The 19,139-nt window shown below is 66.6% G+C and carries 18 protein-coding genes and 2 tRNA genes; 18 read left to right on the top strand and 2 right to left on the bottom strand.

Annotation, left to right across the window (positions count from 1 at the left end; all coding sequences use genetic code 11):
* The first annotated feature begins 3 nt into the window (after positions 1-3).
* From FGL91_RS16300 to FGL91_RS16250, 11 genes are all read left to right on the top strand, one after another.
* A complete protein-coding gene (locus FGL91_RS16300; protein ID WP_153244352.1) occupies positions 4-447 on the top strand; it encodes a MarR family winged helix-turn-helix transcriptional regulator in 444 nt (147 codons plus the stop codon).
* A 97-nt stretch (positions 448-544) separates the two neighbouring features.
* Positions 545-3,433, top strand: coding sequence for an excinuclease ABC subunit UvrA (uvrA, locus tag FGL91_RS16295; protein WP_047524031.1), 2,889 nt, complete (start codon positions 545-547; stop codon positions 3,431-3,433).
* Positions 3,433-5,340, top strand: coding sequence for an excinuclease ABC subunit UvrC (uvrC, locus tag FGL91_RS16290; protein WP_153244351.1), 1,908 nt, complete (start codon positions 3,433-3,435; stop codon positions 5,338-5,340). The genes uvrA and uvrC overlap by 1 nt, the downstream gene beginning before the upstream one ends.
* Before the next feature lie 34 nt (positions 5,341-5,374).
* Positions 5,375-6,247, top strand: a complete 873-nt coding sequence (rapZ, locus tag FGL91_RS16285; protein WP_047524029.1) for an RNase adapter RapZ — start codon at positions 5,375-5,377, stop codon at positions 6,245-6,247.
* 67 nt (positions 6,248-6,314) lie between these two features.
* A complete protein-coding gene (gene whiA / locus FGL91_RS16280) occupies positions 6,315-7,292 on the top strand; it encodes a DNA-binding protein WhiA (RefSeq protein WP_017830285.1) in 978 nt (325 codons plus the stop codon).
* Positions 7,293-7,477: 185 nt separating this feature from the next.
* Complete coding sequence (locus tag FGL91_RS16275) at positions 7,478-8,104, top strand: superoxide dismutase (protein WP_017830287.1); 627 nt, start codon at positions 7,478-7,480, stop codon at positions 8,102-8,104.
* Between the two features lie 116 nt (positions 8,105-8,220).
* Complete coding sequence (gene gap / locus FGL91_RS16270; protein ID WP_047524027.1) at positions 8,221-9,231, top strand: type I glyceraldehyde-3-phosphate dehydrogenase; 1,011 nt, start codon at positions 8,221-8,223, stop codon at positions 9,229-9,231.
* Positions 9,232-9,241: 10 nt separating this feature from the next.
* A complete protein-coding gene (locus FGL91_RS16265) occupies positions 9,242-10,456 on the top strand; it encodes a phosphoglycerate kinase (RefSeq protein WP_153244350.1) in 1,215 nt (404 codons plus the stop codon).
* Positions 10,447-11,238 (top strand): triose-phosphate isomerase, encoded by a 792-nt coding sequence (gene tpiA / locus FGL91_RS16260; RefSeq protein WP_047524025.1) that lies wholly within the window; start codon positions 10,447-10,449, stop codon positions 11,236-11,238. Before FGL91_RS16265 ends, tpiA begins: the two co-directional genes overlap by 10 nt.
* A gap of 81 nt (positions 11,239-11,319) precedes the next feature.
* Positions 11,320-11,568 carry a preprotein translocase subunit SecG gene (secG, locus tag FGL91_RS16255; RefSeq protein ID WP_047524024.1) on the top strand — a complete coding sequence of 83 codons (249 nt, stop codon included), beginning with the start codon at positions 11,320-11,322 and terminating at the stop codon, positions 11,566-11,568.
* A complete protein-coding gene (locus FGL91_RS16250) occupies positions 11,568-11,921 on the top strand; it encodes an RNA polymerase-binding protein RbpA (RefSeq protein WP_017830291.1) in 354 nt (117 codons plus the stop codon). Before secG ends, FGL91_RS16250 begins: the two co-directional genes overlap by 1 nt.
* A gap of 72 nt (positions 11,922-11,993) precedes the next feature.
* Here FGL91_RS16250 and FGL91_RS16245 read toward each other — a convergent pair whose 3' ends face one another.
* Both FGL91_RS16245 and FGL91_RS16240 read right to left on the bottom strand, forming a co-directional pair.
* Positions 11,994-13,220 (bottom strand): hypothetical protein, encoded by a 1,227-nt coding sequence (locus tag FGL91_RS16245; RefSeq protein WP_153244349.1) that lies wholly within the window; start codon positions 13,218-13,220, stop codon positions 11,994-11,996.
* 123 nt (positions 13,221-13,343) lie between these two features.
* A tRNA-Gly gene (locus tag FGL91_RS16240) sits at positions 13,344-13,414 on the bottom strand.
* 108 nt (positions 13,415-13,522) lie between these two features.
* Between FGL91_RS16240 and FGL91_RS16235 the strand changes: the two genes are divergently transcribed.
* The 7 genes from FGL91_RS16235 (at position 13,523) to deoC (ending at position 19,136) form a co-directional block, all read left to right on the top strand.
* A tRNA-Pro gene (locus FGL91_RS16235) sits at positions 13,523-13,596 on the top strand.
* 62 nt (positions 13,597-13,658) lie between these two features.
* Positions 13,659-15,140, top strand: a complete 1,482-nt coding sequence (gene tig, locus FGL91_RS16230; RefSeq protein ID WP_153244348.1) for a trigger factor — start codon at positions 13,659-13,661, stop codon at positions 15,138-15,140.
* Positions 15,141-15,208: 68 nt separating this feature from the next.
* Positions 15,209-15,706 (top strand): tetratricopeptide repeat protein, encoded by a 498-nt coding sequence (locus FGL91_RS16225; RefSeq protein WP_153244347.1) that lies wholly within the window; start codon positions 15,209-15,211, stop codon positions 15,704-15,706.
* Positions 15,707-15,787: 81 nt separating this feature from the next.
* Positions 15,788-16,384 carry an ATP-dependent Clp protease proteolytic subunit gene (locus tag FGL91_RS16220; RefSeq protein ID WP_017830295.1) on the top strand — a complete coding sequence of 199 codons (597 nt, stop codon included), beginning with the start codon at positions 15,788-15,790 and terminating at the stop codon, positions 16,382-16,384.
* 20 nt (positions 16,385-16,404) lie between these two features.
* The gene (locus FGL91_RS16215; RefSeq protein WP_047524020.1) at positions 16,405-17,046 is read left to right on the top strand and encodes an ATP-dependent Clp protease proteolytic subunit; all 642 of its coding nucleotides are present in this window, start codon (positions 16,405-16,407) and stop codon (positions 17,044-17,046) included.
* A 156-nt stretch (positions 17,047-17,202) separates the two neighbouring features.
* Positions 17,203-18,138, top strand: a complete 936-nt coding sequence (locus tag FGL91_RS16210; RefSeq protein WP_227991681.1) for a sugar-binding transcriptional regulator — start codon at positions 17,203-17,205, stop codon at positions 18,136-18,138.
* Positions 18,135-19,136 carry a deoxyribose-phosphate aldolase gene (gene deoC / locus FGL91_RS16205; protein ID WP_153244346.1) on the top strand — a complete coding sequence of 334 codons (1,002 nt, stop codon included), beginning with the start codon at positions 18,135-18,137 and terminating at the stop codon, positions 19,134-19,136. Before FGL91_RS16210 ends, deoC begins: the two co-directional genes overlap by 4 nt.
* The last annotated feature ends 3 nt before the right edge of the window (positions 19,137-19,139 follow it).

Below are 19,139 nucleotides of genomic sequence, written 5' to 3'. Positions count from 1 at the left end.
CCTGTGACGGCGACCGATGACCTGCTCAAGTTGGAGAACCAGCTGTGCTTCGCGCTGGTGACCGCGGCGCGCAATGTCGTCGCCCTCTACCGACCGATCCTGGAGCCGTTGGGTCTCACGCATCCGCAGTACCTCGTGATGCTCGCGCTCTGGGAGAGGGCCCCGCGCACGTTGAATGAGCTGGCGGTCGACCTCGCACTCGAACCGGCCACGGCATCGCCTCTGGTCAAGCGGCTCGAATCTGAGGGGCTGGTGGCCAGGCAGCGCAGCACTGAGGACGAGAGACGCCTTGAGATCACGCTGACGACGGCGGGGGCGGCCCTGCGCGAGAGAGCCGTCGACGTCCCTCGTCGAGTCATGGAGGCGGTGGGTATGGACGTCGACGAGATCGCGGCACTCAGGGACGGCCTCAGCCCGTTCGCAGGGCGGCGTCCCGAGCTCGGCTGACCCGTCATCGCTTTCGCCTCGACCCGCGTCGGCGACGGAAGAGGTCGCGGGACGCTCCAGCGGAGCCGATGTCGGTGGCCCCTCGTAGACTTGTCGGGTGCCCATCGTCCCCGTTGCTTCCTCAGGAAAACTCAGTGTCCGCGGTGCCCGCGTCCACAATCTCAAGAACGTCGACATCGACATCCCACGCGACTCTCTGGTCGTGTTCACCGGCCTATCCGGGTCGGGGAAGTCCAGTCTCGCGTTCGACACGATCTTCGCCGAGGGGCAGCGTCGCTATGTCGAATCGCTGAGCGCCTATGCGCGCCAGTTCCTCGGTCAGGTCGACCGTCCAGACGTCGACTTCATCGAGGGGCTGAGCCCGGCGGTCTCCATCGACCAGAAGTCCACCAACCGCAACCCGCGGTCGACCGTCGGCACCATCACCGAGATCTACGACTACATGCGTCTCCTCTGGGCGCGCATCGGGGTCCCGCACTGTCCCGAGTGCGGTGAGCGGATCCAGCGTCAGACGGTGCAGCAGATCGCCGATCAGCTCATGGAGCTGCCCGAGCGCACCCGGTACCAGGTCGTCGCCCCGATCGTCTCGCAGAAGAAGGGTGAGTTCGTCGACCTGTTCCGCGAACTCGGTGCCAAGGGGTACTCCCGTGCGATCGTCGACGGGGAACTGATCCAGCTCGCCGAACCGCCGACGCTCAAGAAGAGCTACAAGCACGACATCGCCGTGGTGGTCGACCGCCTCGTGGCTTCCGATGACATCCTCGGTCGCGTCACCGACTCCGTCGAGACCGCACTCGGGCTCGCCGGGGGAGTGGTGCAGATCAACTACGTCGACGGCGAGGGCGACGACGCGTGGCAGACGTTCTCCGAGAAGCTGGCGTGTCCGAACGGGCACGCGCTCACCCTCACCGAGATCGAGCCCCGCACGTTCTCGTTCAACGCGCCGTTCGGTGCCTGCCCCGCGTGCTCCGGCCTCGGCACCCGGATGTCCGTCGACGTCGACCTGATGCTCGGCGACGAAGACCTCTCGATCCGTGAGGGTGTCATCATCCCGTGGACCACCCAGGGCAAGGGTCTGTTCCAGTACTACGAGCGCCTTCTCGAAGGGCTCTCGCGTGACCTCGACTTCTCGTTGGACACGCCCTGGCGCGAGCTCCACTCCGATGTGCAGGACGCCGTGCTGCGGGGGGAGAACTACAAGGTCACCGTCAAGTGGAAGAACCGTTACGGGCGTGAGATGCGCTACGCCTCCGGTTTCGAGGGCGTTGTGCCCTACATCGAGAGGCAGTACCTGCAGGCGGAGTCGGACAACCAGCGCAACCGGTGGGGCGAATACCTCCGCGAGGTGCCGTGCCCGGTCTGCGACGGCGACCGGCTCAAGCCCGAGGTGCTCGCCGTCCAGGTCCACGGCCACTCGATCGCAGAGGTCTCGCACCTGAGCCTCGCCGACGCCCGCGCGTTCATGGAGACGCTGACCCTCACCGACCGCGAGGCGAAGATCGCTGCGCAGGTTCTGCGTGAGATCCGGCTTCGTCTCGACTTCCTGCTGCAGGTCGGGCTCTCGTACCTCAATCTCAGCCGCTCGGCGGGGTCGCTCTCCGGTGGTGAGGCGCAGCGCATCCGGTTGGCCACGCAGATCGGTTCCGGCCTCACCGGCGTGCTCTACGTGCTCGACGAGCCCTCCATCGGACTCCACCAGCGTGACAACCGTCGCCTGATCGAGACCCTGCTCACGCTGCGCGATCTCGGCAACACGCTCATCGTGGTGGAACACGACGAGGAGACGATCGAAGCGGCGGACTGGGTCGTCGACATCGGACCCGGTGCCGGCGTCAACGGCGGCGAAGTCGTGCATTCGGGCCCCTACTCGGCTCTGCTCAACGACAGCGCGTCGATGACGGGGGAGTATCTCTCCGGCCGCCGCGAGATCCCGATGCCGACGAAGCGTCGCAAGATCGACAAGAAGCGGATGCTGAGTGTCGTCGGTGCGCGGGCGAACAACCTCCGCAACGTCACAGCCGACTTCCCGTTGGGCGTGCTCACCGCGGTCACCGGCGTGAGCGGTTCCGGAAAGTCGTCGCTCGTCAACGACATCCTCTACCAGGTGCTCGCTTCTCGGTTGAACGGTGCCCGCACGGTTCCGGGAAAGCACACGCGCGTGACGGGACTCGACAACCTCGACAAGGTCGTGCACGTGGACCAGGCGCCGATCGGCCGCACCCCGCGATCGAACCCGGCGACGTACACCGGCGTCTTCGACCGCATCCGCACCCTGTTCAGCGAGACGCCCGAGGCGAAGGTCCGCGGGTATCTGCCCGGCCGCTTCAGCTTCAACGTCAAGGGCGGCCGCTGTGAGGCCTGTTCCGGCGACGGCACCATCAAGATCGAGATGAACTTCCTGCCCGACGTGTACGTCGACTGCGAGGTCTGCCACGGCAAGCGGTACAACCGCGACACCCTGGCGGTGCACTACAAGGGCAAGAACATCGCCGAGGTCCTCGAGATGCCGATCGAGGAGGCGGCCGAGTTCTTCGAGCCGATCCAGGCCATCCACCGCTACATGAAGACCCTCGTCGACGTCGGGCTCGGTTACGTGCGTTTGGGGCAGTCGGCGACGACACTCTCGGGCGGGGAAGCGCAGCGTGTCAAACTCGCCACCGAGCTGCAGCGCCGGAGCAACGGACGCAGCATCTACGTGCTCGACGAGCCGACCACGGGCCTGCACTTCGAAGACGTGCGCAAGCTTCTCGAGGTCCTGAACGGTCTGGTCGACAAGGGCAACACCGTGATCGTCATCGAGCACAACCTCGATGTCATCAAGTCCGCCGACTGGGTGATCGACCTCGGCCCCGAGGGCGGTTCCGGCGGCGGTCAGATCGTGGCCACGGGCACCCCGGAGCAGATCGCGCGTGTCGAGGAGAGCCACACCGGTCTGTTCCTCGGCGAGATCCTGGGTGAGGGGCGCGCCGCGCGGAAGGCCAGCTGATGGCCGACGTGCTGCCGTACAAGCCGCGCCCGGGGGAGATCCCGACCGACCCCGGTGTGTATCGCTTCCGGGATGCCGCCGGGCGCGTGCTCTACGTCGGCAAGGCGAAGAACCTGCGTCAACGGCTCTCGAACTACTTCGCGCCCCTGCGGACGCTGCACGAGCGCACTCGACGGATGGTCACCACGGCGGCCTCCGTCGAGTGGACCGTCGTCTCCACGGATGTCGACTCCCTGCAGCTCGAGTACATGTGGATCAAGGAGTTCGATCCACCCTTCAACGTGCGCTACAAGGACGACAAGTCCTACCCCTTCATGGCGGTGACGCTCGCGGACGAGGCACCTCGCGTGATCGTCACCCGAAACAGGAAGATTCCTGGAGCACGGTATTTCGGTCCGTTCCCGAAGGTCTGGGCGGTGCACGAGACGATCGATCTGATGATCAAGGCGTTTCCGATCCGCACCTGCAGCGACTCCAGCTACCGGCGCGCCATGCAGACGGGCAGACCCTGCTTCCCCGGACAGATCGGCAAGTGCGGTGGCCCGTGCTCGATGACGGTGAGCATCGAGGAGCATCGCGCGATGGTCGACGACTTCGTCGCGTTCATGGCCGGCGGTGATGAGCGCTTCACCCGGGAACTCACGAAGCGGATGCTGGCTGCATCCGCGGCGATGGACTACGAGGCCGCGGCGAAGTACCGCGACAAGCTCTCCGCGATCGAGGCTGTGTTGGGGAAGAGCGCGCTCGTGCTGCCCGCGGACGAGGACGCGGATCTGTTCGGCATCGCGGAGGACGAGCTCTCCGCCGCGGTGCAGCACTTCGTGATCCGCGGCGGCCGAGTGCGCGGTGTGCGCGCGCTGACCATTGAGAAGGAGATCGACATCTCCAGTGGCGAGCTCGTCGAGCAGGTGCTGCAGCAGGCATACGGTGAAGCGCAAGACGTCCCTCGTCGCATCCTGGTTCCGACACTGCCCGACGACGCCGCGGAACTCGAGACATGGTTGCGCGAGCGACGCGGCAAGAGAGTCGAGATCGCCGTCGTCCAGCGCGGCCAGCGCGCCGACCTGATGCGCACGGCGACATTGAACGCGCAACAGGCGCTGATCCGGCACAAGACTCGACGCACGACAGACTATGTCGCCCGCACCCAGGCCCTCACCGACCTGCAGGAAGCGCTCGGCATGGACGAAGCCCCGCTGCGGATCGAGTGCTTCGACATCTCGCACCTCGGAGGGACGAATGTCGTCGCGTCGATGGTCGTCTTCGAAGACGGGCTGCCGCGCAAGGACCAGTACCGGTCGTTCAACATCGCCGAGACCACGGACGACACCGATTCGATGTACCAGGTGCTCCGTCGGCGGTTGGCCTACCTCGACCGTCCCGAAGAGGAGTCCGAGGTGGTCGACCCGACGACCGAAGAGGTCGTGTCCGAGGACGTCGGCGCAGCGACGGTGCGTCGCAAGCCCCGCTTCGCCTACCCACCCCAGCTTCTGCTGGTCGATGGCGGGCAGCCCCAGGTGGAGGCCGCAGCACGAGCACTCCGCGACGCGGGGCACACCGAGATCGCGGTCTGTGGAATCGCGAAGCGCCTCGAAGAGGTCTGGCTGCCCGGAGACGATTTCCCCGTCATCCTGCCTCGCACGAGTGAGGCCCTCTATCTGTTGCAACGACTGCGTGACGAGGCACACCGATTCGCGATCACGCATCAGCGCAAGAAACGGCGCAACGACATCAGTTCGGTGCTCGCAGAAGTGCCGGGACTCGGCAGCTCACGGATCAAGGTGCTGCTCAAGCATTTCGGCTCGGTGACCGCGCTCCGTGCGGCCGCACCAGCGGAGATCGAAGAAGTCCAGGGAATCGGCCCCGTGCTCGCCCAGAACATCCACACGCACCTGTCCACTCGCTAGGCTGGAGTCCGAGGGGGAGAGGGAGCACTGAGTAATGGCTGACGAGGAAAAGGGCGAGTTCCTCATCGTCACAGGGATGTCTGGCGCGGGTCGGACCACCGTGGCGAACGCTTTGGAAGATCTCGGCTGGTACGTGGTCGACAACCTTCCGCCGCAGATCCTGCGCCCTCTGCTCGACCTGACCGACATGGGCGGCACCGCATTGCCGAAGGTCGCTGCCGTCGTCGATGTGCGCGGCCGCAATCTCTTCGACGACTTCCCCGGCGTGGCGCGTGCCCTGCGCTCGCGCGGCTCCGTGCGGGTCCTGTTCCTCGATGCCTCCGATGATGTGCTGGTGAGACGGTTCGAGTCCGTCCGACGCCCGCACCCGCTGCAGGGCGAAGGTACCCTGCTCGATGGCATCCGTGTCGAACGGACCCGGCTGGCCCCGATCCGCGAGGGCGCCGACATGGTGATCGACACGTCCACGCTGAACATCCATCAGCTGGCGACCCAGGTCTCGGACATCTTCTCGGAAGAGGGGGAAGCCCGTCACCGCGTCACCCTGCTGAGCTTCGGTTTCAAGTACGGGCTGCCGACCGACGTCGATATCGTCGCCGACATGCGGTTCCTGCCGAATCCGTTCTGGAATGAGGAGCTGCGCGGTCTCACCGGCCAGGACGAACGGGTCAGGGAGTACGTCCTGTCCCGCGAGGGTGCGACGGAGTTCCTGGATGCCTACTCGTCGGCGCTGGTGCCGGTGCTGGAGGGATACCAGCGCGAGAACAAGAGTCACTCGACGATCGCGATCGGCTGCACCGGGGGGAAGCACCGCTCGGTCGCGATGTCGGAAGAGCTTGCGCGCAGGCTCGCCGCCGTCCCCGGCGTCGCCGTGAGCGTCCGTCACCGGGATCTCGGCCGAGAGTAGCGAGCCTTCCGGCCGAGTAAGCTGGACGTTTGCGTCGCGATCCGACGCGTGAACGTGAAGGAGTGTCGTGGCACTAACCACCGACGTCAAGGCCGAGCTGGTCAGCATCCGCAACGCACCCCCGACGGTGCGGGTTGCGGAAGTCACCGCGATCCTCCGGTTCGCCGGTGGTCTGCATTCGATCGCCGGTCGCGTGGCCGTGGAAGCCGAGGTGGACGCTGAGACGCTCGCACGTCGCGTCGCGCGAGACCTCGCCGAGATCTACGGAGTGCGCCCCGAGATCGCGCAGGTGCAGTCGAGCACCGCGAACGACGGAGCACGGTGGGCCGTCCGTGTGATCGCCCAGGGCGAGACCCTCGCGCGCCAGACCGGTCTCCTCGACCAGCGCCGTCGCCCCGTGCGCGGGCTTCCGAACCGCCTCACCACCGGCTCTCGCGCCGAGGTCGCCGGTCTCTGGCGCGGCGCGTTCCTGGCGGCGGGGTCCCTGAGCGAGCCCGGTCGATCCGCGATGCTCGAGGTCGTCTGCCCCTCGTCGGAAGCGGCGATGGCACTCGTCGGCGCCGCCCACCGTCTCGGTGTCGCCGCCAAGGCGCGCGAAGTGCGGGGCATGCCTCGGGTCGTGGTGCGTGAGGGTGAGGCGATTCGCACGATCCTCAACGAGATGGGCGCGCAGAAGACCGCCATCGCATGGGAAGAGCTGCGTCAGCGACGTGAGGTCCGCGCCGGTGTCAACCGCCTGGTGAACTTCGACGACGCCAACCTGCGTCGGTCCGCCCAGGCTGCCGTGGCCGCATGCGCGCGTGTCGAGCGGGCGTTGGAGATCCTGGCCGACGAGGTGCCCGATCACCTGAAGGTCGCCGGTGAGCTTCGTCTCGCACACCGCGACGCCAGCCTCGACGAGCTCGGTCACCACGCCGATCCGCCCCTGACGAAGGATGCCGTCGCCGGCCGCATCCGTCGTCTGCTCGCGATGGCGGACAAGCGCGCGCAGCAGGAGGGCATCCCCGGGACGGAAGCCGCCGTCCCCGTCGGACTCGACGTCTGATCCGTATCCTTCGACGAAGACCCGCCGCCCACGATGAGGGCGCGGGTCTTCGTCATCTGGCGGAAGGTTCGAGGGCGCATCCGCGTTGTCGTCAGTAGGATGAATCACGTCCGCTCTACGCCGCACATCGGCGGCGCGGAGGATCGGCAAGCGCCGCGGCGCGGCGCGGATTGGATGAAAGCGATATGGCGACTTACACGCTCCCCGACCTTCCCTACGACTTCGCAGCGCTCGAGCCGCACATCAGCGGCAAGATCATGGAGCTGCACCACGACAAGCACCACGCGGCCTACGTCGCCGGCGCGAACACTGCTCTCGACCAGCTCGCCGAGGCCCGTGAGAGCGGCAACCTCGCGAACGTCAACAAGCTCGAGAAGGACCTCGCGTTCAACCTCGGTGGTCACGTGAACCACTCGATCTTCTGGACGAACCTGTCGCCGAACGGCGGGGGACAGCCCGAGGGTGAGCTGAAGGCCGCCATCGACGAGTACTTCGGCTCGTTCGAGAAGTTCCAGGCGCACTTCACGGCTGCCGCCACCGGCATCCAGGGTTCCGGATGGGCCGTGCTCAGCTGGGATTCGATCGGCTCGCGTCTGATCATCCAGCAGCTGTTCGACCAGCAGTCGAACACCGCGCAGGGCACGATTCCGCTGTTCCAGCTCGACATGTGGGAGCACGCGTTCTACCTCGACTACCTCAACGTCAAGGCGGACTACGTCAAGGCCGCGTGGAACATCGCGAACTGGGAGAACGTCGCCCAGCGTCTCGAGGTCGCCCGTAAGCAGACGAACGGCCTGCTGGTACTGTCGTAATCGGGTTGCGTCCCGGCGGGCCTCGGCTCGTCGGGACGCTCTCTCAGCCAAAAACCCCCCGCGCATCACGCATGCTGGAAAGTGGCGTGCTGCGCACGAGAAACAGGGAGACCTGAGTGTCTGTCAAGATCGGTATCAACGGCTTCGGCCGCATCGGACGCAACTACTTCCGCGCGGCTCTCGCGCAGGGAGCAGACCTTGAGATCGTTGCCGTCAACGACCTCACCGACAACAAGACCCTGGCGCACCTGCTGAAGTACGACTCGGTCGGTGGCGTCCTCGACGCCGAGATCAGCTACGACGACGACAGCATCACCGTCAACGGAAAGACCATCAAGGCCTTCGCCGAGCGCGACCCCGCCGGTCTTCCGTGGGGCGAGCTGGGCGTCGACATCGTCATCGAGTCGACCGGCTTCTTCACCAAGGCCGAACTCGCCAAGAAGCACATCGAGGCCGGTGCGAAGAAGGTCCTCATCTCGGCTCCGGGTACCGGTGTCGACGGCACGTTCGTGATGGGCGTGAACGAGGACACGTACAACCCGGAGACGGACCACATCATCTCCAACGCGTCGTGCACCACGAACTGCCTCGCGCCGCTCGCGCAGGTCTTCAACGACGCGTTCGGAATCGACCGCGGCTTCATGATGACCGCGCACGCCTACACCGCAGACCAGAACCTGCAGGACGGTCCGCACAGCGACCTCCGTCGTGCACGCGCCGCCGCGATCAACATCACGCCCGCGTCGACCGGCGCTGCCAAGGCGATCGGCGAGGTGCTCCCGGAACTCCAGGGCAAGCTCAGCGGCTCGTCCTACCGCGTCCCGGTTCCCACCGGCTCGATCGTCGACCTCACCCTCATCACCGACCGCGAGAACCTGACGGTCGACGAGGTCAACGAGGCCTACAAGAAGGCTGCGGCCGAGGGGCGCCTCGCGGGCTTCCTCCAGTACAACGAGGACCCGATCGTCTCGAGCGACATCGTGCACAACCCGCACTCGTCGATCTTCGACTCCACCCTCACCAACGTCAGCGGAAACCTGATCAAGGTGTCCAGCTGGTACGACAACGAGTGGGGTTACTCCAACCGTCTGGTCGACCTGACCGAGTACGTGGCCGAGCGCCTCTAAACTCAGAAACATGACTCTGCGCACCCTGGACACTCTGGGGTCGCTCGAGGGCAAGCGTGTCATCGTCCGTTGTGATCTCAACGTCCCCCTGCGGGATGGGATCATCACGGACGATGGCCGTGTCCGCGCCTCGCTGCCGACCCTCAACACATTGATCAACGCGGGCGCCCGCGTCATCGTGTGCTCCCACCTCGGACGCCCGGACGGCGCGCCCGACCCGCAGTACAGCCTGGAGCCGGTGGCGCAACGCCTCTCCGAACTCCTCGGCTCCCCGGTCGCGTTCGCACGCGACACGGTCGGCGAGTCGGCGACGGATGCCGTCGAGTCGCTCGAAGACGGTGGAGTCGTCGTCATCGAGAACCTGCGGTTCAACCCGGGGGAGACCTCGAAGGATGAGGCGACGCGTGCGGCCTTCGCGGCAGAGCTCGCGAAGCTCGGCGACGTGCTCGTCTCCGACGGGTTCGGGGTGGTGCACCGCAAGCAGGCGAGCGTCTACGAACTCGCCGAGTTGCTGCCTTCCGCTGCCGGTCTGCTGATCGCAGCCGAGCTCGATGTGCTGGACCGTCTGACCGAGAATCCGGAGCGTCCCTACGCGGTCGTACTCGGAGGCTCGAAGGTCAGCGACAAGCTCGGCGTCATCTCGCATCTGCTTCCGCGGGTCGACAAGATCCTCGTCGGTGGCGGGATGCTGTTCACCTTCCTCAAGGCACAGGGCCACGCCGTGGCATCGAGCCTCCTGGAAGAGGACCAGCTCGACACCGTTCGCGGTTACATCGCCGAGGCCACCGAGCGCGGTGTGGAGCTCGTGCTCCCCACCGACGTCGTCGTGGCCGCGTCCTTCGGCGCGGACGCCGCACACGAGGTCGCTGCGGCCGACGCGATCGAATCCACGCCGTTCGGCGCCTCGGGCATCGGCCTGGACATCGGTCCCGAGACGGCGGCGCGATTCGCCGAGGTGATCCGCGGCTCGAAGACGGTGTTCTGGAACGGCCCGATGGGCGTGTTCGAGTTCCCCGCCTTCGCAGCGGGGACCAAGGCCGTCGCGCAGGCGCTCACCGAGGTCGACGGTCTCAGTGTCGTCGGCGGGGGCGACTCCGCTGCCGCGGTGCGTCAGCTGGGCTTCTCCGATGAACAGTTCGGTCATATCTCGACCGGCGGCGGCGCGAGCCTCGAATTCCTCGAGGGCAAGAAACTACCTGGGCTGGAGGTCCTCGGATGGGCGTGAACTCCCGTACCCCGCTGATCGCGGGAAACTGGAAGATGAATCTCGACCACCTTCAGGCGGTCGCGTTCGTGCAGAAGCTGCACTGGACGTTGAAGGATGCGAAGCACGAAGACGGGTCCGTCGAGGTGGCGGTCTTCCCGCCCTTCACGGACATCCGCAGCGTGCAGACGCTCATCGATGCGGACAAGATCCCCTTCGCTCTCGGCGCGCAGGATGTCTCGGCGCACGACTCCGGTGCGTACACCGGCGAGGTGTCGGGCGCGTTCCTGGCGAAGCTCGACGCGAAGTACGTCATCATCGGCCACTCCGAGCGTCGCGAGTACCACTCCGAAGGCGACGACGTCGTGGCGGCCAAGGTGCAGGCTTCCCTCAAGCATGGCCTCGTTCCGGTGATCTGCGTCGGTGAGACGGCAGAGGACCTCGAGAAGTTCGGTGCGAGCGCGGTTCCCGCCGGTCAGCTCGAGGCCGCACTCCAGGGCGTCTCCGCGCAGGCGGACATCGTCGTGGCGTACGAGCCGGTGTGGGCCATCGGCTCCGGTCAGGCGGCGACTCCGCAGCAGGCGCAGGATGTCTGCGCCGCGCTGCGTGGGGTCATCGCGAAGGTTCTGGGCGACGAGGCCGCCGCGCGCACGCGGATCCTCTACGGCGGATCCGTGAAGGCGGCGAACATCGCCAGCTTCATGCGTGAGCCCGATGTGGACGGCGCTCTCGTCGGCGGGGCGAGCCTCGTCGTGGACGAGTTCGCGGCGATCATCCGCTTCGAGAAGCACGTCGGCGTGTGAGTGCAGCGGGGCTGCGGCCCCGCTGCACCGTATACTTGACCGTTACGGGGGCGCTCCGGCCCCATCGAAAGGCTCTTTCTCGTGGCAATTCTTGAGTTCGTCCTGCAGGTCGTGCTGGGTATCACCAGCGTCCTGCTGACCCTCCTCATCCTCTTGCACAAAGGTCGCGGCGGTGGCTTGTCCGACATGTTCGGTGGCGGCATGACGTCTGCCGTCGGCTCCTCCGGCCTTGCGGAGCGGAACCTGAACCGCTTCACCGTCGTCCTGGCTCTGACGTGGTTCATCTCCATCGTCGCGCTGGGCCTCATCACGAAATTCGAGGTCATCTGATGGCTACCGGTGGAAACGCGATCCGCGGCACCCGCGTGGGCTCCGGCCCGATGGGGGAGCAGGACCACGGTTATCACGCCGACCGCATCGCGGTCTCGTACTGGGACGGGCTCGGCAACGAGACCGTGCGCTACTTCGCAGCCGGTCTCCCGGAAGAGGAGATCCCGGAGACGATCGACCACCCGCAGTCCGGTTTGCCTGCCGGACGCGACAAGGAGAATCCGCCTGCGCTCGCGAAGGCGGAGCCCTATAAGACGCACCTCGCGTACGTGAAGGAGCGTCGTACAGACGAGGAAGCGGTCCAGCTGCTCGACGACGCGCTCACGCAGCTGCGTGAGCGTCGGGGCCAGTGACCTCGACCTGACATCGAAGAAGCCGCCGCGAGTGATCGCGGCGGCTTCTTTCGTCTCGCCCGGGTGCGGCGCTCAGCGGCACCCGGCAGCGGCGTCGATGTACTCCTGTGGCGGGTAGCCGTATGCCCAGACTCCGTTGGCGTCATCGGTGTATCCCATGCTGATCGCCCAGGCGGTCGCCCACTTCTCGATGCTGTCCTGCGTGGAGGCGTCGTACATGTCCTCGCACTTCACGCTGATCGCGTGGCCCACCTCGTGAGCGACGAGCGCTTTGCTCCGCTCGGCGGGCCACTGCTCGGCGACCGAGTTCGACAATTCGATGATCGCGCGATCCGGGTCATCCCACCACCACGTCGTGTAGCCGCCCATGCTGCCGTTGTACCCCGCGCCGTTCACCACGGGAGCCCAGTCGAACTCCAGCAGGACTCCGGGGGCGAGTGACCGCGCGAAGGCCTCGATCTCCATTCTCGCGTTCTGCAGGGGCCCCGCCTTCTCCGCCAGCTCTTGGGCCTCGGTGGCGACGACCTCGGCGGCGGCTCCCTGCAGGGACAGGTACGTCGTCGCCGCAGCGGCGTCCAGGGTGGTCGTCGCGGCGGCGTCTGCAGCGGCGTTCCGCAACGCGATCACGGCATCGTTCCTCGCGGAGAGATGCGCCTTCTCGAAGCCGGCGGCGGCCTCGCCCGCTGTCGCGAGAAGGGCCACCCCGCTCCGGGAGACACCGTCACCGACCGTGGCGATCTCGGTCGTCACCGTGCGCAGATCGTCGGAGAGGCGGCTTGTCGATGCCAGGTGCTGCTCCAGAAGCGTCGTCGCTCCGAAGAGCTCCCAGAACCACACCGGCTTCTCGCCGGATGAGGGAACCTCGGTCGCCACGATCTCCTCGGCGGAGACGGCGACGATCTCCGCGTCCTCGGTCGCAATGGTCAGCGCGGCCCCCAGCTCCGCATCCACGGCGACAGCCGGCTTCTCGACGGAGAGGATCTGCTCCGCCGCATCGATGACATCGCGCAGTTCGGTGATGTCGCTGCGAACCTCCGTCTTCGCCATGGACGCTGTCTCCGCGGCCTCGGCGTACCGCGATGCGGCGTTGTCGTAGCCGAGGTTCGCAGCCACCTGCGTGATCGAGAGAGCGGCGATCACCGCGACACCGCCGACCAGTCCCAGGATCAGCCCACGGCGGTTCTTCCGCTGTGCGGGAGGGGAGAGGGGAGGCGGGGTGGACGAGAACGCGACAGGTAGTCGATGCTCGCCGGAAGAAGGCGTCGGCGTGTCGAGAGGTGGCGGGGTCGGGATTGTCACATCGTGCCCGTTCGGTGGGGCCTTCCGGCCGGTGGCTGCCTGCATCGATGCTGTCAGCGTATTCGACTGTCGGGCGGAGAGACGAGAAGGCCCCCACCGCGGGGTGGGGGCCTTCTGGAGCGGAGGGGCTGACGGGAATCGAACCCGCATCATTAGTTTGGAAGACTAAGGCTTTACCACTAAGCTACAGCCCCGGATCCGAGACTCCGGAAGTCTCGGTACCGACTCAACGACTATACCGGACTCTGGCGCATGCTCCGGTCCGTTAGACTCGGTGGGGCTGAATCTGCGTGCGGATTCCCCGGGGCGTAGCTCAGCTTGGTAGAGCGCCCGCTTTGGGAGCGGGAGGTCGCAGGTTCAACTCCTGTCGCCCCGACACGGCCCCACGGACCTTACAGCCGCGATACCGCGCGGAAATCACAAGGAGAACACACCAGCATGGCGAACAGCACCGTCGAGAAGCTGACCCCGACCCGGGTCAAGCTCACCATCACGGTCACCCCGGACGACCTCAAGCCCAGCATCGCGCACGCCTATGAGCACATCGCTCAGGACGTGCAGATCCCCGGCTTCCGCAAGGGCAAGGTTCCGGCGCCCATCATCGATCAGCGCATCGGCCGCGGTGCCGTCATCGAGCACGCGGTGAACGAGGGCCTGGACAAGTTCTTCCGCGACGCCACGGTCGAGCACAAGCTGCGTGTCGTCGGTCGTCCCGCGGCGGACATCACCCAGTGGCCGAGCGAGAAGGACTTCTCGGGCGATCTGCTCGTCGACATCGAGGTGGACGTCCGTCCGGAGATCGAGCTCCCCTCCTACGACGGCATCACGGTGACCGTCGACGCCGTCGAGGCGGATGACGCTGCGCTCGACGCTGAGCTCGACAACATGCGTGCCCGCTTCGGCACGCTCGTCCCGGTCGACCGTCCGGCCACAAAGGGTGACTTCGTGGACCTCGACCTCGTCGCCACCATCGACGGCGCCGAGATCGACCGCGCCGAGGGCGTCTCCTACGAGATCGGCTCCGGCGAGCTGCTCGAGGGCATCGACGACGCGATCGAGTCCCTCACCGCGGGTGAGGACACCACGTTCCGCTCGGCTCTCGTCGGCGGCGACCACGCCGGCTCCGAGGCCGAGGTCTCCGTGACGGTCAAGGCCGTCAAGGAGCGCGAGCTGCCCGAGGCGGACGACGACTTCGCTCAGATCGCGAGCGAGTTCGACACGATCGCGGAACTCCGCGAGAGCCTCGCCGAGCGTGTCGCTCAGCAGGGCGTCTTCACGCAGGGCTCCGCGGCGCGCGACAAGCTCGTCGAGGTGCTTCTCGAGCAGATCGAGATCCCGGTTCCGCCGCAGCTCATCGAAGACGAGGTCCACAACCACCTCGAGGGCGAAGGCCGTCTCGAGGACGACGTGCACCGTGCCGAGGTCACCGAGGCGAGCGAGAAGCAGTTCCGCACGCAGGTGCTGCTCGACACGATCGCCGAGCAGGCCGACGTGCAGGTCTCGCAGGAGGAGCTCAGCCAGTACCTCATCCAGTCGGCTGCGCAGTACGGCATGGCGCCGCAGGAGTTCGTCGAGGCTCTGCAGTCCTCGAACCAGCTCCCCGCGCTCGTCGGTGAGGTCGCCCGCAACAAGGCCCTCGCGATCGCGCTCGGCAAGGTGAAGGTCGTCGACAGCAACGGCAAGGCCGTCGACCTGTCCGACTTCATCGTGACCGATGACGAGGCCGCTGAGGCTGAGGCTGAGGCTGAGACCGCCGAGGCCGAGGAGAAGCCCGCCAAGAAGGCCCCGGCCAAGAAGCCAGCCGCCAAGAAGGCTCCGGCCAAGAAGGCCGACGAGGCTGACGAGGCCGAGAAGCCGGCCGCCAAGAAGCCGGCCGCCAAGAAGGCTCCGGCCAAGAAGGCTGCCGACAAGGCCGAGTGATCGACACGATCCAGTGAAGAGGGCGGATGCTGCGGCATCCGCCCTCTTTTCCTATCGAGGGGACAACCATGACGAAGAGCTGGGACGAGCGCGTGGATGAGGTGTGGGCGCAGGCCTCCGGCGAGGAGGTCGGAGCCGACACGGTCGCGCGCATCGACGCACTGGCCGCGGAGCGCGGACCCGATGACGCCCGTGCGGAGTTCGAACGGGCCGGTGCCCGTGACTCTGCGGGCTTGCCGGCCGAAGCGGTCGCGCTGTATCGACGGGCTCTCACTTTGGGGCTCGACGAGGAGCACCGTCCGCAGTGCGTGATCCAGTTGGCGAGTTCGTTGAGGAACCTCGGTGAGTACGACGACGCCCTCGCCGTCATCCGCGCGGAGGAGGAACGGTCGGCCGACGGTCCGTACCGCGATGCCGTCGCCACGGTGCACGCGCTCATCCTGGCGAGCGCGGGTCGGCCGGCACAGGGCCTCTCCGTGGCGTTGCTCGCCCTGGTGCCCCACCTTCCGCGTTACCACCGGTCGATGACGGCATACGCCCTCGAGATCGCTGACGCCGACACCTGATATGCCGACGGCGAACACGGCCTGGGTGCCGCGCCTGCGCCGGTAGATTCGAATCACTGAAACACGGAATCAGGAGCTGACATGGCTGCAGAACCCCTCCTCGCAACGAGCGTCTTCGACAGGTTGCTGAAGGACCGCATCATCTGGCTCGGCTCGGAGGTGCGAGACGAGAACGCGAACGAGATCTGCGCGAAGATCCTTCTTCTCGCCGCAGAGGACTCCGAGCGAGACATCTACCTCTACGTGAACTCGCCCGGAGGCTCGATCACCGCCGGCATGGCGATCTACGACACGATGCAGTTCGTGCCGAACGACATCGTCACGGTCGGAATCGGTATGGCCGCATCGATGGGGCAGCTGCTCCTCACCGCGGGCACCAAGGGCAAGCGCTACATCACCCCGAACGCGCGTGTGCTGCTTCACCAGCCGCACGGTGGCTTCGGCGGGACGTCGAGTGACATCCAGACCCAGGCGCAGCTCATCATGTCGATGAAGAACCGTCTCGCGGAGATCACCGCGGCCCAGACCGGCAAGTCGGTCGAGCAGATCAACGCCGATGGTGACCGCGACCGCTGGTTCACCGCCGAGGAAGCGCTGGAATACGGCTTCGTCGACCACATCCGCGAATCGGCCTCCGACGTCATCGGCGGCGGCGGAACCGACCAGGACACCGAGTAACGGAAAGCGAAAGGACGCTCATGTACACACCCACCTTCCGCTCATCCGGTGACCTGCCCTCCAGCCGCTACGTGCTCCCGCAGTTCGAGGAGCGCACCGCCTACGGCTTCAAGCGTCAGGACCCGTACAACAAGCTGTTCGAAGACCGCGTGATCTTCCTCGGCGTGCAGGTCGACGATGCGTCTGCCGACGATGTGATGGCTCAGCTCCTCGTCCTGGAGAGCCAGGACTCCGAGCGCGACATCACGATGTACATCAACTCGCCCGGTGGCTCGTTCACCGCGATGACGGCGATCTACGACACGATGCAGTACGTCGCGCCGCAGATCCAGACCGTGGTCCTCGGGCAGGCGGCCTCGGCGGCCGCCGTGCTGCTCGCGGCCGGTGCGCCGGGCAAGCGACTCGCGCTTCCGAACGCTCGCGTGCTCATCCACCAGCCCGCGATGGGCGAAGCCGGTCACGGACAGGCTTCCGACATCGAGATCCAGGCCGCGGAGATCCTCCGCATGCGGACCTGGCTCGAGGAGACCCTGGCCGGGCACACGAACCGCACCCCGGAGCAGGTGAACCGCGACATCGATCGCGACAACATCCTCTCCGCCACGCAGGCACTCGAGTACGGCATCGTCGACCAGGTGCTCACCACGCGCAAGCGCGTCTGAGCGTCTCAGACATCGAAAGGACGCCCGTCGGATCCGACGGGCGTCCTTTCGTCGTCTCCGGCGGATGTGCAACCTCCTTCGCTCGGTCTGCGCATATGAGCACGCAGGTGCGCGGACGCAGTATTGGGCCTACCCTGGAGGAGGAAGGAGGATTCCGTGGAAGAAGATCTGCTCATGGTTCGCGTCGCCGAGCTGTATTACGACGAGGACAAGACCCAGGACGAGATCGGCGGACTTCTCAAGATCTCCCGCTGGAAGGTCGGTCGTCTGCTCACTCAGGCGAGGGAACGCGGAATCGTGCGTATCGAGATCGTGCATCCTCGGGCACGGCGCCTCGGCCTCGAACGGCTCCTCGTCGAGAGGTTCGGACTGACGGACGCCGTCGTCGTTCCTTCGCCGGAGGGTGACGATGGGACGCTGGAGCGGGTCGCGCAAGCCGCGGCCGATTTCCTCACCGCTCTGCGACCGGTTCCCCGCACCCTCGGCGTGAGCTGGGGTCGCACCCTGCGCGCCGTCGCGGAGGCCCTTCCCGACGGGTGGGCCAACGGCGTCACCGTGGTGCAGCTCAATGGGGGAGTGAGCCTGAACCGCCGTTCCGGGGGCGCCGCGGGGCTGGCCGTCACGATCGCCCAGCGGGCGTCGGGTCAGGTATCGCTGCTCCCCAGTCCCGCCATCCTCGAGCGAGTCGAGACCAAGCAGGCCATCGAGTCGGACCGCACCGTCGCGGCCGTGCTCGAAGAGGCTGCGGAGGCGCAGGCGTTTCTCTTCACCGCAGGCCCCTGCGACGCCTCGTCCGCCCATGTCGAGAACGGATACCTCCGTGCGGAGGACGTGGAGGAACTCGCGCGCCGAGGCGCGGTCGGCGACGTTCTCGGCCGCTACGTCGACGCGGAGGGCAACATCGTCGACTCGCAACTCGACGCCCGGACGGTCGGCGTCTCGCTCGACCGTCTTCGCGGAGCCACCCATGCGATCTTCGTGACGGCGGGTCCCGCCAAGCACGACATCGCACGTACAGTCGTGACCAGTCGCCTGTGCGGCGTTCTGGTGACCGATGAGACCACAGCACGAGCATTGTTGGAGGAACAGTGACGACCAAAGAACTCAGCCGCAGGACGGCGGTGGATGTTCTCGGCGCCGAGCCGGACGACGCCACTCTCCGGCGCTTCCTGCACGGACTTCCGGGAGTGGACGCCGTCGGTCTGGAACAGCGCGCAGCCGGACTCGGCACGCGTTCGATCAAGACCACGTCGAAAGCCTGGGCGCTCGACACCATCATCAAGCTGATCGACCTCACGACGCTGGAGGGGGCGGACACCCCCGGCAAGGTGCGCTCGCTCGTCGCCAAGGCGAAGACCCCCGATGCGGCCGATCCGTCGACACCGCGCGTTGCTGCGGTCTGCGTCTACGGCGACATGGTCGGCGACGCGGTGAGCGCGCTCGGCGGTCTGCACGGCGACCCCGACGACGGTCTGATCTCGGTCGCGGCGGTGGCCACGGCATTCCCGAGTGGGCGCTCATCGCTCGCGATCAAGCTCGCCGACACCGCTGAGGCGGTCGCCGCCGGCGCTGACGAGATCGACATGGTCATCGACCGCGGGGCGTTCCTCTCCGGCCGCTACGGGCTCGTGTTCGACCAGATCGCCCAGGTCAAGGAAGCCTGCCGGCGTGAGGACGGCTCGTACGCCTCTCTCAAGGTGATCCTCGAGACCGGTGAGCTGAACACGTACGACAACATCAAGCGCGCGTCCTGGCTCGGCATCCTTGCCGGTGGCGACTTCATCAAGACCTCGACCGGCAAGGTCCAGCCAGCCGCGACGCTCCCCACGACGCTGCTCATGCTCGAGACCGTCCGCGATTGGTATCGCGGGACCGGGGAGAAGATCGGTGTGAAGCCCGCCGGTGGCATCCGCTCCTCGAAGGACGCGGTGAAGTACCTGGTCACCGTCGCCGAGACGGTGGGCGAGGAGTGGCTGCAGCCGCACCTCTTCCGTTTCGGAGCCTCCAGCCTGCTCAACGACGTTCTCCTGCAGCGTCAGAAGCTCACTTCCGGCCACTACTCGGGCCCCGACTACGTCACGATCGACTGACGG

The organism is Microbacterium sp. CBA3102, assembly GCF_007954505.1.
Lineage (GTDB): Bacteria > Actinomycetota > Actinomycetes > Actinomycetales > Microbacteriaceae > Microbacterium > Microbacterium aurugineum.
The sequence above is the reverse complement of the archived record's forward strand: the minus strand, read 5'-3'. Positions and strand labels throughout refer to the sequence as shown.

Excerpts from the sequence above, each read along its gene's own strand:
- uvrC (WP_153244351.1), top strand. The coding sequence starts at position 3,433 with ATGGCCGACGTGCTGCCGTACAAGCCGCGCCCGGGGGAGATCCCGACC.
- rapZ (WP_047524029.1), top strand. The coding sequence starts at position 5,375 with ATGGCTGACGAGGAAAAGGGCGAGTTCCTCATCGTCACAGGGATGTCT.
- FGL91_RS16275 (WP_017830287.1), top strand. The coding sequence starts at position 7,478 with ATGGCGACTTACACGCTCCCCGACCTTCCCTACGACTTCGCAGCGCTC.
- FGL91_RS16265 (WP_153244350.1), top strand. The coding sequence starts at position 9,242 with ATGACTCTGCGCACCCTGGACACTCTGGGGTCGCTCGAGGGCAAGCGT.
- tpiA (WP_047524025.1), top strand. The coding sequence starts at position 10,447 with ATGGGCGTGAACTCCCGTACCCCGCTGATCGCGGGAAACTGGAAGATG.
- FGL91_RS16250 (WP_017830291.1), top strand. The coding sequence starts at position 11,568 with ATGGCTACCGGTGGAAACGCGATCCGCGGCACCCGCGTGGGCTCCGGC.
- tig (WP_153244348.1), top strand. The coding sequence starts at position 13,659 with ATGGCGAACAGCACCGTCGAGAAGCTGACCCCGACCCGGGTCAAGCTC.
- FGL91_RS16225 (WP_153244347.1), top strand. The coding sequence starts at position 15,209 with ATGACGAAGAGCTGGGACGAGCGCGTGGATGAGGTGTGGGCGCAGGCC.
- FGL91_RS16220 (WP_017830295.1), top strand. The coding sequence starts at position 15,788 with ATGGCTGCAGAACCCCTCCTCGCAACGAGCGTCTTCGACAGGTTGCTG.
- FGL91_RS16215 (WP_047524020.1), top strand. The coding sequence starts at position 16,405 with ATGTACACACCCACCTTCCGCTCATCCGGTGACCTGCCCTCCAGCCGC.